This window comes from Psychrobacter sp., assembly GCF_036731945.1.
GTDB lineage: Bacteria > Pseudomonadota > Gammaproteobacteria > Pseudomonadales > Moraxellaceae > Psychrobacter.
This window is the reverse complement of record NZ_DAINDI010000030.1, coordinates 1-14,664: the sequence shown is the minus strand read 5'-3', so window position 1 is coordinate 14,664 and position 14,664 is coordinate 1. Positions and strand designations below refer to the sequence as shown.

The window sequence follows — 14,664 nt, the reverse complement described above, 5'->3', positions numbered from 1 at the left end:
ACTGACCATCGTTGGTTTAGGCGAAAATATCGCGCTAAACTTGGGGATTAGTAAACGGCAAGTGACGTGGCTTGGCGTTGGCATGGTGGCGATGATGAGCGCTGTGGTCGTCGTAACCGTTGGTATGATTCCCTTTATCGGTTTGGTCGTACCCAATATCGTTAGCCGCATCATGGGCGATAAATTACGTCGCAGCTTGCCTGCAGTCGCGCTCTTGGGCGCATCAGCCGTGCTACTTTGTGATATTATCGGGCGCTCCATTCGTTATCCTTTTGAAGTGCCTGTGGCGACGGTTTTTGGTGTGGTCGGCACGGTGATATTTTTATGGTTGTTATTACGTGCGCCTGCTGAGCAATAAGCCCTAGCGCAATCTTGTCGCTGCCTGATTATTAACACTTTTCTTAATTTATTCGTCCTGTTGTCTGATTAGATAAGCTTGGCGTTGTTACTATTAAAGGTAGCATAGTAGGATTTATTCATGTTCTCATCGTCTAAGCATAATTTTATAAATGACAATTCTACCAAGACTGGCTCGGCAAAAAAGAGCGCTCTAGCAAATGCTACTTTAGAAAATGACAGCCTTGAAGATACTTGTCGTCACAACCCTTTAGCAAAACTTTGGACCTTTATCGCCAGTCATCCAAAATCCATTGCCGCGATTATCTTACTTATCTCAATGACACTGTTTTTGACACTTAACGTCAACGGCTATTGGGACTTTGCTCTGCCATTACGCGGTAAAAAATTACTGGCGCTGATGGTCGTCGGTTATGCCATCGGCGTATCAACCCTGCTCTTTCAAACCTTAACCCACAATCCTATTTTGACGCCGTCGCTATTGGGCTTTGACTCACTGTATGTGTTATTACAAAGCTTACTGGTGTTCTTTTTGGGCGCCATTAGTTTTACCAGCATCAATCCCATTGCCAAGTTTACCCTTGAAATCGTCCTCATGTTTGGCGCGTCGTTATTGTTGTTTCGGCTGTTATTTTCAAAAAGCAGTCAGGATTTGACGCGGCTGATACTGGTAGGCGTTATCTTTGGCGTGTTGTTTCGCAGCTTATCGGCGCTGGTTGCACGGCTCATTAACCCCGATGACTTTGTGGTTGTCCAATCGGCCAGTTACGCGCAGTTTAATACGGTCAATCCGCAGCTTTTGGGCATTAGCTTTGTTATTTGCGTCATCAGTGCGCTATTTATCTGGCGCTGGCGCTATCAATGCGATGTCTTGATGCTGGGCAAACCACAAGCAATTAACCTTGGCATTAACTATCAACGCCTCGCATTCGGGCTATTAACCGTCATTGCGGTATTGGTCGGTCCGGTGACTTTTTTTGGCTTACTGGTCTGCGCCTTGACCAATCGTATCGCGCGCCATATGTATCACAGTGAGCGTCTGATATTGGTCAGCTTGGTGGCGATGATTTGCTTGGTCCTCGGTCAAACCATATTTGAGCAAGTGCTCGGTATGGCGGGTGTATTGTCAGTGGTGATTGAACTGGCAGGCGGCTTGGTATTTTTATTACTCATATTTATGACCTATCGCCGCTAATGATGACTTTTTAAAGCGCAACGGTTAAATTTTTCTAAAAACAAGAACTGCTATGATTAAAATAAATAATGTCTCCCACCATATTGGCAAACAGCAAATCCTGCATGACATCAGCCTGTCTTTACCGCCCTCGCAAGTGATTGCGTTAATAGGACCAAATGGTGCGGGTAAATCGACGCTGTTTTCGGTGATGGCGCGCTTGCAACCGCTACAATCAGGGCAGGTCAGTTTCGTTATAGGGAATGAGGAGCATGATATTGTCAGCTGTCCTGCACGCACGCTGTCTAAGACCGTAGCCATGCTTGGGCAAGACAACCAAGTCCAAGGTCGGTTGCGTGTGCATGAGCTGCTGATGTTTGGGCGCTATCCTTATCATCAAGGACAACCGACTGCTGATGATCAGCAAAAAGTGCAGGAAATTATCGAACGCTTTGAGCTTGAGCCGTTAGCGGAGCGCTTTTTATCGACGTTATCAGGTGGTCAGCGTCAACGCGTGCTGATTGCGATGATTGTCTGCCAAGATACACCGTACCTACTCCTTGATGAACCGCTCAACAATCTAGATATGTATCATGCTGGCCGTCTGATGCGTGAGCTGCGCGAATTGAGCCATACTGAGCAAAAAACGGTGGTGATTGTCTTGCACGACATCAATCAAGCAGCGCAATTTGCCGATACGGTAGTGACGATGAAAGAGGGTCGCGTACTGGCAACCGGTGCGCCTGTTGATGTACTCACGCATGAAACCATGAAAGAGCTGTACAAAGTCGATGTGACTGTCCTTAACCATCAAGGCCGACCCGTGATTGTCGATACGGTTTAAGTACGGGGTGTTTTATAGATGTTTTTTAATAGCTGGTTTTCCGTAATGGTTTGAAAAGTCATTTTTAACCGTCAATTTTTGCTTTTGCTTCAATCGGCTTTGACGACCTTTGACCCATAAATACACACCGGTAGCGGACAAGACTGTCACGGCCAACCCTATCATTGCTAAAAACATTTGATACAGTAAATGAGCGTTACCCTGTCCAATATGCCCCATATGTAAGGTTGAGAACCATTGGTCGATTTTATTGCCAAATGCGCTTTGATAACCGAAATTAACCTTTTCAACTTTGCCAGTCGCCGCAGATACTGTGATAGACGAGGCACCACCGTGAGTGCCGACATCTTTGTCGGTTTTAAAACGCATTTGCCATTGCCCCTCCTCTGTAAGCCTGCGGATACCCAATGTCTGCTGTACGGTTACGCCGTTTTTTTGCGCAGCAATATGCGCTTGCTCAGTTAAATACGCAATACTATTGGCTTTATTGATCTTGGATTTATTAGCAAAAGCTTCACTACCCGTTTCAGTGCTCATTGGTGCAACGGCTGACATAACCTGCTCGTTCGATTTACCTGCTATTTTTGCTTGGTTTTTCTCCCTGCCTTTACCCTCTCTACCTTCAAACCCGACCACTGCTCGCATCACAGGTTGATACACCGATTTTAAATTAAAACCGACACTCGACCACGCAATGACAAATAGCATCAGCCACAGCCATAAACCAAAAGCGTGATGCAAATCATAATTGAGCTTAAAGGTATTGGTTTTGCGGCGGATTTTCCACGCTGGTAGCCAGCGCTTAATAAAAGACGCACGTTTTTTAGGCGTAGTTTTAGGTACAGTTTTTTGCGGCACTTTTTTATTGTTAACCGCTCTAGGAAAGGTCAAATAAAAGCCAATAAAGCAATTAATCGTCCAAATAAGGGCAATCACACCTAGCAGCAACTTACCAATATCACCGAGCAATAAATCACGGTGCAACCAAAACACCTTCCACATGGTATTACGCCATGCCCATGCGTCTTTATCACGCGTTCCTACGATATCGCCGTTATAAGGATTGACAAAAACCTCTTGAAACGGAGCTTTAGGCTGATTTTTGGTACTTTTACCTCGGACTCGATCAACCGAGAATACCGCAGATTTATCCGCTTCTAATGAGGTTGGCATACTAGAAAAATTGTACTCGGGATAGGTGGCGACCACCTTATCATGCAAGGTTGCAATAGGAAGCTGTGGCCCATCTTGCCGCTCAATTTGAGCCAATTTATAATTAAACATATCATCTAGCTCTTCATGGAAAGCCAATAACGAGCCAGTAATGCCAGCCATGATTAAAAAGCCTGCCATCACAAGTCCAGTATAACGGTGAATCCATAGACAAATAAGGCGCAGATTCGATGCAAAAGAAGAGAAGGAAAGTGAAGTCATGAGTGCTGATTCTTTATGAATATATAGAGTTAATGGTGGTAGAGCCGAAGCGTAATGTTTAAAAAGAAAGCTTAAGTGCCAAAAAATGGCGATAAAAAAGCCAGCTCTTTTTTATAAAAAGCTGGCTCTTTTGCTACTAAGAAATAAATGCAGGCTTAAAACTGATAGGTTAAAGAAGCTTTGATATTACGACCTGGCTCGAAGTCAGTAGCAACATCATCAATCGGGTTTAGGCGAGATGAGTGGCTAGCATAAGCTTCATCGAAAAGATTGTAAACGCCAACCGTCGCTTTTAGTCCTTCAATTTGTTTTGGCGAATAGTTCATAAATATATCATGAACGTCATAGCTTGGTTTTTCAATATCATTCGCGCTAGTATTTGGCATTACTGAAGCGACATAGGTACTGCGCCAGCCAATATCTGTGGTCTCCGTTGGACTATAAGCCAAATTGACCATATATTTATCACCCGACTCTGAGCTGCTTCCGGTCACTGATGGAATACTATAGCCTGTTTTGTCGCCTTTACTGCGCGCTCGCGAATAGCTCAAACCCATACTAAAGTCATTCATTTTATAGTCAGCAGCCAGCTCGACGCCTTTGATCTTATAATCTTCATCTTTATTGATGACACCTTGGCAATCGCCACCTGGTTGTCCATTTGCACAGTTCAAGCCCGGTCTTGTCCCACCTGATCTCACAAACTCAATATAGTTTTCGATATCAGTTTCAAAGTATTTACCGCTTAGTTGCAGTGCATCACCAGCTACTGTTAGGTCGCGCAAGGTTGTGATCATACCTACTTCAGCGTTAGATCCTTCTTCTGCTTTTAAGTCATTATTAACGTACGTTTTATCACCATCCGAATTAAAGATTGTTTGGCTTAAATCCGGACCATTAAATAACTGTGTGTAGCTAGCGAATACTTGCGTTAGTGGTGCAATCTCATAGCTTGCAGCAAGTGCACCGACGACATTATCATAGGTTTTGCCACCAGAAATAAACTCAGGAGATTTGTAGCGGTCATAACGCACGCCTGGCGTTAAGCTAAACTTGCCCATTTGCCATTGGTCTTCTAGATAAACAGAAGTATTGGTTGCTTCATCTGAGCCTTTTTTGACGAAGTCGCGCTCCATCTCTGACTCTTTTTTATAATGCTCAATTCCAGATATCAGCTTGTGCGTGCCAACATTGGTAGCGATATCACTGGTATTTTGGATTTTTGCGCCTGTGGTTTGGACTTCAGCGTTAAAATCGAAACCTGGATTTGTAAGATATTCAGAATCGCGCAAAATACGGGTTTTAGTCTGATATACATTGGTATCTATATCAATCAGCGGATTGCTAGGATTAAACTTATAATCAATACCATAAGTATCGCGCTTCACCTGTTGCGGAATTGGTGGCTCAGAGCGACTCGGAAAATCTGGACGGAATGGGAAAATCCCTTCTTTATCAGTACGGCTAAAGCTTGCACCTACATGATGGTCATTACCAACATAGGCACCGGCTTTTAATAAGAAGCTCTCGCTCTCACTGTCTTCAAACAACTCACGGCCTTCACCGTCTTCACCCGAGCTGGTATCACGCTTGCCATAATAAGCCAATAAATCGACATTATCAGATGGTGCGCCAAAAACCGTGGCAGACGTCAGTAGCTCATCATTATTACTGGCATAACCTGCTTTTAGCTTGGCACCAATCTTTTGACCGGGTTTAAGTAAGTCAGCGGCATCGACCGTTTTAAAAGCAACCGCACCGCCAAGTGCATCATTACCGAGCGTGACAGAATTATTACCCACTGCCACATCCGCTTGTTTGAGCAAATCAGGATCAATGGTGATATCGCCCATATGATAAAACAGCTTGCCTTCTTGGCGCGCGCCATCAATGGTGACTTTTAAGTTGCTATCTTCAAGACCGCGAATACGAATGCGCTGGTTGACCGACGAGGTACCACCTATGGTCACGCCTGGCACCACATTTAAGAAATCGCTTAAATGGCTCGCTTGCTGTGCAGGCGTATAGTCTTCGACATCGACGCCATCCTCTTGCACCTTTTCACGTACCGAGCTATTGGCCGTCACGGTGATGGTTTGTAAGGTCGTACTAGGCACATCCGTTGCCGCAACCGCCAGCTGTGAACACAGGATTGCTGAAACAGCGACCGATAACACCGTTAATTGATTAGAAAATGTTGCTGACTTAACTTCACGCATAACACACTCACTTTACTTACTATTAGGATTGAAGGATTTAAGTGCCACTTTAGAAAGACAGTTTGAAAAGATGGTCCGAAAAAAAATTTGGGATTTTGCTTTTTATTCTCTATTAAAACTTTTGTGTTTTATTGATTGACCACGCCTACTTAGTTAATAAACACATATAGAAATAACATGATTAATACTAATGATAATGATTAGCATTTGAAATATGACAGGCATAATAACGAAGTATTAACAATTTGGCAATAAATAAAGTGAAGAATTTAAGTCAACAAGCTAGATGGCATCGTGAAAGTTAAGCAGCACCTAACATCGACTGCTATTAAGTACTTAATAGCAGTCGCAATTTTATTTGTCATAAGTGCGTTAAGGTTTTTGTTAAATCGCCGAGATGAAAAAAATTAATATTTTAATCGCAAAAAAAACATTGCAATAAGCAAGGCTTTCGCTATACCCTTAGATAGCTGACTAATTAGTCAGGTTTTAATCACCATAACTGGCAATATTGATAAATAATGGTGAGCTGCTTTTATTTATTAGCACACGGAAAAGTGCGACTCTCTGTTGGAAAATTGGTAAATGCTTAGATAGCTAGATAAACAAGATGAAGATTTAGAGTTTTTAGAGTTTACTGAAAGGCTTTTTTAAGTCACGGACTCAACTCTCAAATCATCAGTTTTTTTACGCTGTTTAGGTCTACCTTCAGAGATTGGACTAAAAGTCACTTTAGGAGAAAGCCAAAATGAGTGAAGTTACTCAAGGAAACCCTGATTTATTATATGGACTGCATGACCGCCCCGCTCCTGCAAAAGCATTCTTAGGCGCGGTACAGCACGTACTTGCCGCGTTCGTTGGTATTATCACGCCCTCTTTAATCATTGGTGGCGCTTTGGGATTGGGAGAGCACATCCCCTATCTGATTAGCATGTCACTGATGGTATCAGGGGTCGCCACCTTTATTCAGACCCGTAAAGTAGGGCCCGTCGGCTCGGGGCTGATGGCATTACAGGGCACCAGTTTTGGCTTTTTGGCTGCCGTCCTTGCCGCAGGTTTTGTGGTAAAAAATAAAGGCGGTAGCCCAGAGGAGATACTCTCTGTCATCTTTGGCGTGTCATTCTTCGGCGCATTTGTCGAGATATGCTTAAGCCAATTCATCACCAAACTTAAATCTTTGATGAGCCCTATCGTTACTGGCTGCGTCATTGTCACCATTGGTCTGTCTTTAACCAAGACGGGGCTGACTGATTTGGCGGGCGGGGTTGGTGCCGAAAACTTTGGTAGTATGGAGAATTTACTACTGGGGGGCGGGGTGCTGGTCAGCGTGGTGCTGATTAGCATCGTCAATAATAAAGTGATTCGCTCAAGCGCTATTTTTATCGGTCTGATGCTTGGCTTATTTGCGGCGATGTTGATGGGGCGTATTGACTTCTCTTTAGTCTCCGAAGCGCCATTACTTACCGTCCCTATTCCTTTTAAATACGGTTTAAGCTTTGATTGGCAAGCGTTTATTCCGATTGCCTTTATGTATATCATTACCAGTATCGAAACCTCAGGCGATTTGACCGCAACTTCAATGATTTCAGGCGAACCTATTCAAGGTCCTGTCTACGAAAAGCGTATCAAAGGCGGCGTACTAGGTGATGGCGTCAATTCATGGATTGCCGCGGTATTTAATACCTTTCCGGTCACTACCTTTAGCCAAAATAACGGCGTCATTCAAATGACTGGTATCGCCAGCCGCTATGTGGGTTTTTATGTGGCGGCGATTTTATTTACCATGGGGCTATTTCCTATCCTTGGCGCTGTCTTTACACAGCTGCCAAAGCCTGTGGTTGGCGGCGTGACGCTATTGATGTTCGCAACCGTTGCTACTGCGGGTATCCGCATCCTATCCACAGTGAATTTTACCCACCGTAATATCTTAATTATTGCGACTTCGCTTGGTTTATCGATGGGTATCGCGTTTGTTCCTGATGTCTTTGCCCAGACGCCGCAGCTGTTTCGCAATATCTTTGGCTCGGCGGTGACCATGTCAGGTATCGTCGCTATCACGTTGGATATGATTTTGCCAAAGAACTATGGCGTCGAGTTTGATACTTCTGATCAACATATAGAAGATGGCCTAAAACCTGTGCGCATGTTGCCGAAAAGTGAGGTTGAAGGTCAGCCGTTATAACGGCGGCGGGCTTGGTTGAATAAATGGCGCGCTATTTAAAATCCGCTATTCAAGCCCGCAGCCGCGCAGAATAAATGGTATTAAGAAGTCAGCCGCGCGCGCTTCATCTTGCTTATCATAAGCGTCTTTTTGCAGCAGACCGACGATTTCTGTTTCAAATTCTGCATAACGCTGCGTCGTTGCCCAAATCAAAATCAACAGCTGCAATGGGTCAGCGATGCCAATTCTGCCTTGCTCATGCCAGGTTTTCATTACTTGTGATTTATCAAGCGCCCACTCTTTCATGGTTGTCGACATAAAGTCATGTAAATATGGGGCGCCGCCGATGACCTCTAACGCAAACAATTTATGACGGTTTGGATGCGCAAACGCTTGGTGTAATTTGGTGCGTACAAACTTCTCTATCACGGCTTTTGGGTCGCTATCGACGGTCATTGTCACCAAGCCGTCGTTCCATTCTTCAATAATAGAGCGCAAAACCATTTTGTAGAGGTTTTTTTTATTTTTAAAGTAGTAATGCACATTGGCTTTTGGCAATCCTGCTCGATCAGCGATGCCCTGCATCGTGGCGCCGCGATAGCTTTGTAATACAAACTCTTCTTCTGCAGCTGCCAATATAACCGCTTGATTTTGGGCGCGAATATCTTGCTGATTACGATGAATAGGCGTCTCAGAATCGGACGCTTGAGATGTTTGATTAGGTTGGGTCATAAGATAAACCATTGGATAGGAGGATAAATAAGTAGCTATATTGCAACATATAACAGCAATGATAAGCCAATTTTATTTTTTATTTAGCGAAAATATAGCAGGGTTTTCGCCAGCGTATAAAAATAATTTGTATAAAACAGTTGACCAAATGGTCAGGTTTAAGCAGAATGGATGTTATTAAACCACTTACAACTCAATTAAATATAAGAATAAAGAGATTTAAATTTAAATGAAAAGGATGTCACCGTGAGCTTAACATTAGCGCAATTTAATGCCCTCTCGCCAGCTGAGGCGCTCTCAAAACTATTAACCTGCTGCACTAGCAGCAAATGGGCGCATGACGTAGCAGGCGCTCGCCCTTTTGCAGATATAGACGACCTACTTGCCAGTAGCGACAAAGCTTGGCAGCAAGCGCAAACCCAAGAAGCCAATTTGCTTGAGGCCTTTGATGGTCATCCACAAATCGGCAACGTTGACTCATTAAAAGAAAAATACCGCAATACGCAAGACAGCGCGGCGCATGAGCAATCTGGTGCCAATAATGCTGACATGGATGTTATTGAAGCATTGGCAAAAGGCAATCAAGCGTATCTCGCTAAATTTGGCTTTATCTTTATCGTCTTTGCGACCGGCAAAAGCGCGCAAGAAATGTTGGATTTATTACTGGCACGCCTGCCAAATGACCGCGCCACTGAGCTGCGCAATGCGGCTACTGAGCAAAATAAAATCACCCGTTTGCGCTTACAAAAACTACTCGGCGCTGCTTAAAGCAAATGTGCTTATTTTTACTATATAAAAGGAATGATCATGTCAGGTACTCTCTCCTCCCACATTTTAGATACCCATCTTGGCAAACCTGCCGCTGATATCGCAGTCACACTCCACCGCGTGCCTGCAAACGGTGAGACCTATCTATTGGCAACAGGGGTCACCAACGCCGATGGTCGAGTTGCCGCTGACAGCTGGAAATTTGATACTAGTATCGATATCGCTAAATATCATTTAGATGTTGGGCGTTATACCTTGACGTTTGCGACCCAAGCCTATTTTGACGCACAAAATCTCACGGCATTTTACCCGCAAGTGGTCATCGATTTTATGATCAGTGATGGCGGTCATTACCATGTACCGCTACTACTTAGCGCACACGGTTATAGTACCTATCGCGGTTCATAACTGAATAGCTTAATGGATTTATAGCTGTCTTTTTTACCGTTTTCAATTAACGACAAAACGCTGAACCAAATATTGAATAAAAAAGTATTGCAAAGAAAAGGACAATTCGCGCATGGGTGCATATCTTCTCGACTGGGTCGCTTTATTTTTTCGCTGGTTTCACGTCATCGCTGGCGTGGCGTGGATTGGCGCCTCCTTTTACTTTGTTTGGCTAGACATGAGTTTGCGTAAGCCGCCACAGTGGAAGGCGGACAAAGGTATCTCCGGTGACTTATGGGCGGTACATGGAGGCGGATTTTATGAAATTGCCAAATATAAGCTTGAACCAGAAGAGATGCCAAAAACCCTGCATTGGTTTAAATGGGAAGCTTATACCACTTGGCTTACTGGCATGGCGATGCTGGCTATCGTGTATTATTTCAATGCGACTGCCTATCTGATTGATCCCAGCAAAGTCGCTTTTGGCAGCAGTATCGGCGCGATTTCGACCAGCTTATTGTTTTTATTTGGTAGCTACTTTCTGTATGAAGTGATTGTTCGTAGTCGTCTTGGTAAAAACTCGCTGATTTTTAGCACCATTATCTTTATATTATTGGTAATTGCTTGCTGGGGCTCTTATCAGCTATTTAGTGACCGTGCTTCGTTTATCCATATCGGTGCCATTTTAGGGACGGTAATGGCGGGGAACGTCTTCTTTGGTATTATGCCTGCTCAGCGCGCACTGGTAGATTGTGTGCGCCGCGGCGTAAAACCGGGCAAAGAAGTGGCAGATTTGGCGCTACAAGCAAAAAACCGCTCGCTGATGAATAACTACTTCACCTTGCCGCTTATCTTTACCATGATTAGCAACCACTATCCGATGATGTATTCACATGCGCACGGTTGGTTGGTGTTGGTATTTGTCGGTATCATCACAGCAACGGTACGTCATTATTTTAATCAAAAACACTTGGGGCATCATAAACCAAAGTTCCTCTGGATTCCGGCGTTAGCAACGGTATTATTGATTATTTGGATGCGTCCTGCCCCTGTTGAGCCATTACCCGCTGCTAGCGCCTCTGTTTCTACGGCAAACGCTACACCAGACACTACATCGGACACTACGCCACCAGTTACTGCTGGTTCAGCCGATAACTCGGAAATGAGTGCTGCTACCGAAACTGGCGCTGCTAATGAAGCGGCTACCGAAGTCGTACCTGTAACCGCTTCCGCAGATGATGCCATTATGAATATCGTCCATACCCGTTGTACCACTTGCCACGCGGCGCAGCCAACCCAGCAAGGATTTGCCGCACCACCAGCGGGCATCATTTTGCAGACGCCAGCAGATATGAAAGTGCATCAAGCCAAAATTGTCACAGCGGTACAAACTGGCTATATGCCACTGGGCAATCTCACCCAATTGACCGATGCAGAACGCCAACAACTGATTGCTTACGCTTCAGGGCTATAGTTATTTAATGAGAAAGTTATTTTAATAAAACAGTTATTTAGTCAGATAATTAGTTAATGAGCCGACAGAAGAACTACTCACCTTTAATTTGCTTTATTGTATTTAGGATAGTTTAAAAATGAGTCAAAAAATAACCAGTGATTTTAATCACGACACCTACCTACGTGACTTAAAAGGCTATGCAGGCAATCCGCCAAAACCCAATTGGCCGGGCGGCGCAAAAATTGCCGTGCAGTTTGTATTAAACATTGAAGAAGGCGCGGAAAATAGCGTCATTCATGGCGATGGCCAATCAGAGCGCTTTTTATCGGATGTACTAGGTACGCCCGAATTTAACAACCGCCACCAATCTATCGAATCCGCCTTTGAGTATGGTAGCCGCGTGGGCGTTTGGCGCGTGTTAGATACCTTTAAAGAGTATGGTTTACCCATCACCACCTTTACCTGCGCCGCCGCCGCTGAAAAAACGCCGCATATTATCGAGCGCGTGCTAGAAGATGGTCACGAAATCGCTAGTCACGGGCTACGCTGGATTACTTATCAGTATATGTACCGCGAAACGGAACGCGAACACGTGCGCCGCGCCACCGAAATCTTCGAGCGTATGCTTGGTCGTCAGCCGCTTGGTTGGTATACCGGCCGCGATAGCCCCAACACGCGTGAGCTGGTCGCCGAACAAGGCGGTTATATTTACGATTCAGATTCTTATGCTGACGAGCTGCCCTACTGGCTCAATGTCAAGGTAGAAGATGGGCAAACCATCGCTCGCAAGCCGCACTTGGTCATTCCTTATACCTTAGAAACCAATGACATGCGCTTTGCCTCAAGTCCCGGCTTTACCAATGCTGAGCCTTTTTATCAATACTTAAAAGACAGCTTTGATACCTTATACGAAGAAGGCGATAAAAATGGTAAAAACGAACCCAAAATGCTGACCATTGGTTTGCACTGCCGCATCATTGGCCGTGCTGGCCGTATCACTGCCCTCAAAAAGTTCTTGCAATACATCACTGGTAAGCCCGATGTCTGGATATGCCGCCGCGATGAGATTGCCAAACACTGGTATGAAAACCATCCGGCAACGGCTGATAATAGCGCCAACTGGATGTAATCATCTGGCGCTAGCTAAACTAAATGCATAAAACTACTCATTAATTAAAAGGGGACATCATGACTACCACAATCATCGCGAGGCCTTTAACCAAGGCCGAATTTGCACCTTATGGTACGGTGATTGAACCCTATGACAAAGAAGAGCAAACCTCTGAAAACTGCTTCTTTATTAATAAAGGCTATGCGTGTCGACATCATGCGATTACTCAGGCTACGCTTGACGGCGGCGATGTTGGCTTCAGTATCTTTCGGGCCAAAAAGCGCGAACTGCCTATCGCCTTATCGGTGATGGAGTATCACCCCTTTGGGTCGCAAGCGTTTTTTTCAATGAATGGTCAAAATTATATTGTCGTCGTGGCACCAGCTGGTGAACCGCCACGTTCAGCAGCTGATTTGGCTGTGTTTTATGCCAAGTCACATCAAGGCGTGCAATACGACGCCAATGTCTGGCACCATCCACTGTTGGCACTTGGTCGCGACTCAGATTTTTTGGTCATTGACCGTATCAATGGTGAGGGTAATAACTGCTACGAGCTGGCCATTGATGATTGGCAAGTGAGTATTGAAGTAGAAAATAAGCAAGTCGATCCAAATACACAAAGCTTAAAGTCAATTTAATCTTTTAAGCCATTTATAAAGAGAAAGTCCTAGCTAATAATACATACTCACTCTTTGCTCTTTAAAGACAGACACCAATTTTCATGGCAAAAACCCCTAAGGATTATTAACAATGCCAATTAAAAGTACCTATTATGCCCCAACTGGCGGCTTGCCGCCGCAAACACAGCTACTATCCGACCGCGCTATTTTCACCGAAGCTTATGCCATTATTCCTAAACGGGTACTCACCGATATTGTGATTAGCTACCTACCGTTTTGGGAAGGCATGCGCATGTGGGTGATTGCCCGTCCTTTAAGCGGTTTTGCAGAGACCTTTTCACAGTACATCGTTGAAGTCGCCCCAAATGGCGGCTCCGACAAGCCTGAGCTCGACACTAATGCCGAAGCGGTGCTGTTTGTCGTTGAAGGCGAGATGGACATTACTATTGAGGGCGTGGCGCACCATCTTGAAGCCGGTGGTTATGCATTTTTACCACCTGCCTGTCAATGGACGCTAAAAAATAATAGTAATAAGCCTGTTAAATTCCATTGGATTCGTAAAGCTTATCAGTTTGTAGAGGGGCTCGACGCACCAGAAGCCTTTGTCACCAGCGATCATGATGTCGAAGCCATTGAGATGCCAGAAACCAATGGCGTTTGGAAAACCACGAGGTTTAACGAACAGTCTGATATGCGTCATGATATGCACGTCAATATCGTCACTTTCCAGCCGGGCGGCGTGATTCCGTTTGATGAAACCCATGTGATGGAACATGGTCTATATGTGCTAGAAGGTAAAGCCGTCTATCACTTAAACGGTGAATGGGTAGAAGTGGAAGCGGGTGACTTTATGTGGCTACGCGCATTTTGTCCACAATCTTGTTACGCCGGCGGACCCGGTCCATTTAGATACTTGTTATATAAAGACGTAAATAGACACATGCCGTTTATTCGCCCACAGCGTTAATTTATTTAAGCTTATAAATGGCCTAAAAGCCAGCGAAACACTATGCGCTGGCTATTATTTTTATTTTCAAATTAACTTTCAACGTCAAGCGTTAAACAAATAATGCTAAACGTCCAAACACGTTACTTGTTTTTCTTGTACTACTGTACTAGAATACTGAAACGAACCAATATTTTGCTTATTATCCTTTCTATTACTAAGATTACATTATTATGAGCGCCAATCCTTATCAGAGTTTACTTAATCATTTGGCCAACTGTCATGACAGCAGCGCTATCGACGAGCTATTTACGGCGCTATTGACCGATAAAGAACAACAAGAAATCGCCAACCGCATCCGTATTTTTGATTTGTTAGAGCGCGGTATCACCCAGCGTGAGATATCTGAGCAGCTCGGCGTCGGTATCGCCACTGTCTCGCGCGGTGCGAAAGCC

14 protein-coding genes are annotated in these 14,664 nt (G+C 44.6%); 11 read left to right on the top strand and 3 right to left on the bottom strand.

The window, feature by feature from the left end; all coding sequences use genetic code 11:
- The 3 genes from V7D75_RS07780 to V7D75_RS07770 form a co-directional block, all read left to right on the top strand.
- Positions 1 to 358: iron chelate uptake ABC transporter family permease subunit (locus V7D75_RS07780; RefSeq protein ID WP_333614109.1), on the top strand; the 358-nt coding region annotated here is incomplete at its 5' end.
- Between the two features lie 120 nt (positions 359 to 478).
- The gene (locus V7D75_RS07775) at positions 479 to 1,552 is read left to right on the top strand and encodes an iron chelate uptake ABC transporter family permease subunit (protein WP_333614108.1); all 1,074 of its coding nucleotides are present in this window, start codon (positions 479 to 481) and stop codon (positions 1,550 to 1,552) included.
- 52 nt (positions 1,553 to 1,604) lie between these two features.
- Positions 1,605 to 2,375: an iron ABC transporter ATP-binding protein gene (locus tag V7D75_RS07770; RefSeq protein ID WP_333614107.1), complete on the top strand. Its 771-nt coding sequence runs from the start codon at positions 1,605 to 1,607 to the stop codon at positions 2,373 to 2,375.
- Positions 2,376 to 2,387: 12 nt separating this feature from the next.
- Here V7D75_RS07770 and V7D75_RS07765 read toward each other — a convergent pair whose 3' ends face one another.
- Positions 2,388 to 3,809, bottom strand: coding sequence for a PepSY-associated TM helix domain-containing protein (locus V7D75_RS07765; protein ID WP_333614106.1), 1,422 nt, complete (start codon positions 3,807 to 3,809; stop codon positions 2,388 to 2,390).
- Positions 3,810 to 3,964: 155 nt separating this feature from the next.
- Entirely contained in the window at positions 3,965 to 6,028 is a 2,064-nt protein-coding gene (locus V7D75_RS07760; RefSeq protein ID WP_333614105.1) for a TonB-dependent receptor domain-containing protein, read from the bottom strand.
- A gap of 748 nt (positions 6,029 to 6,776) precedes the next feature.
- On the opposite strand from V7D75_RS07760, the gene V7D75_RS07755 reads away from it, so the two are divergent.
- A complete protein-coding gene (locus V7D75_RS07755; protein ID WP_333614104.1) occupies positions 6,777 to 8,210 on the top strand; it encodes a nucleobase:cation symporter-2 family protein in 1,434 nt (477 codons plus the stop codon).
- Between the two features lie 45 nt (positions 8,211 to 8,255).
- Here the strand turns inward: V7D75_RS07755 and V7D75_RS07750 are convergent, their stop codons facing one another.
- Positions 8,256 to 8,921 (bottom strand): TetR/AcrR family transcriptional regulator, encoded by a 666-nt coding sequence (locus V7D75_RS07750; RefSeq protein ID WP_201541204.1) that lies wholly within the window; start codon positions 8,919 to 8,921, stop codon positions 8,256 to 8,258.
- 246 nt (positions 8,922 to 9,167) lie between these two features.
- Between V7D75_RS07750 and uraD the strand changes: the two genes are divergently transcribed.
- The 7 genes from uraD to V7D75_RS07715 form a co-directional block, all read left to right on the top strand.
- The gene (uraD, locus tag V7D75_RS07745) at positions 9,168 to 9,689 is read left to right on the top strand and encodes a 2-oxo-4-hydroxy-4-carboxy-5-ureidoimidazoline decarboxylase (RefSeq protein ID WP_333614103.1); all 522 of its coding nucleotides are present in this window, start codon (positions 9,168 to 9,170) and stop codon (positions 9,687 to 9,689) included.
- Positions 9,690 to 9,728: 39 nt separating this feature from the next.
- The gene (uraH, locus tag V7D75_RS07740) at positions 9,729 to 10,097 is read left to right on the top strand and encodes a hydroxyisourate hydrolase (RefSeq protein ID WP_068407216.1); all 369 of its coding nucleotides are present in this window, start codon (positions 9,729 to 9,731) and stop codon (positions 10,095 to 10,097) included.
- A 112-nt stretch (positions 10,098 to 10,209) separates the two neighbouring features.
- Positions 10,210 to 11,550, top strand: a complete 1,341-nt coding sequence (locus tag V7D75_RS07735; RefSeq protein ID WP_333614102.1) for a urate hydroxylase PuuD — start codon at positions 10,210 to 10,212, stop codon at positions 11,548 to 11,550.
- 118 nt (positions 11,551 to 11,668) lie between these two features.
- On the top strand, positions 11,669 to 12,661 hold the full coding sequence (puuE, locus tag V7D75_RS07730; RefSeq protein ID WP_333614101.1) for an allantoinase PuuE: 993 nt from the start codon (positions 11,669 to 11,671) through the stop codon (positions 12,659 to 12,661).
- Between the two features lie 59 nt (positions 12,662 to 12,720).
- Complete coding sequence (locus V7D75_RS07725; protein WP_333614100.1) at positions 12,721 to 13,281, top strand: ureidoglycolate lyase; 561 nt, start codon at positions 12,721 to 12,723, stop codon at positions 13,279 to 13,281.
- A 112-nt stretch (positions 13,282 to 13,393) separates the two neighbouring features.
- Entirely contained in the window at positions 13,394 to 14,230 is an 837-nt protein-coding gene (locus V7D75_RS07720) for a bifunctional allantoicase/(S)-ureidoglycine aminohydrolase (RefSeq protein ID WP_333614099.1), read from the top strand.
- 212 nt (positions 14,231 to 14,442) lie between these two features.
- Positions 14,443 to 14,664 (top strand): Trp family transcriptional regulator (locus V7D75_RS07715; protein ID WP_333614098.1); only part of this gene is annotated, 222 nt, incomplete at its 3' end.

Excerpts from the sequence above, each read along its gene's own strand:
- V7D75_RS07775 (WP_333614108.1), top strand. The coding sequence starts at position 479 with ATGTTCTCATCGTCTAAGCATAATTTTATAAATGACAATTCTACCAAG.
- V7D75_RS07770 (WP_333614107.1), top strand. The coding sequence starts at position 1,605 with ATGATTAAAATAAATAATGTCTCCCACCATATTGGCAAACAGCAAATC.
- V7D75_RS07765 (WP_333614106.1), bottom strand. The coding sequence starts at position 3,809 with ATGACTTCACTTTCCTTCTCTTCTTTTGCATCGAATCTGCGCCTTATT.
- V7D75_RS07760 (WP_333614105.1), bottom strand. The coding sequence starts at position 6,028 with ATGCGTGAAGTTAAGTCAGCAACATTTTCTAATCAATTAACGGTGTTA.
- V7D75_RS07755 (WP_333614104.1), top strand. The coding sequence starts at position 6,777 with ATGAGTGAAGTTACTCAAGGAAACCCTGATTTATTATATGGACTGCAT.
- V7D75_RS07750 (WP_201541204.1), bottom strand. The coding sequence starts at position 8,921 with ATGACCCAACCTAATCAAACATCTCAAGCGTCCGATTCTGAGACGCCT.
- uraH (WP_068407216.1), top strand. The coding sequence starts at position 9,729 with ATGTCAGGTACTCTCTCCTCCCACATTTTAGATACCCATCTTGGCAAA.
- V7D75_RS07735 (WP_333614102.1), top strand. The coding sequence starts at position 10,210 with ATGGGTGCATATCTTCTCGACTGGGTCGCTTTATTTTTTCGCTGGTTT.
- puuE (WP_333614101.1), top strand. The coding sequence starts at position 11,669 with ATGAGTCAAAAAATAACCAGTGATTTTAATCACGACACCTACCTACGT.
- V7D75_RS07725 (WP_333614100.1), top strand. The coding sequence starts at position 12,721 with ATGACTACCACAATCATCGCGAGGCCTTTAACCAAGGCCGAATTTGCA.
- V7D75_RS07720 (WP_333614099.1), top strand. The coding sequence starts at position 13,394 with ATGCCAATTAAAAGTACCTATTATGCCCCAACTGGCGGCTTGCCGCCG.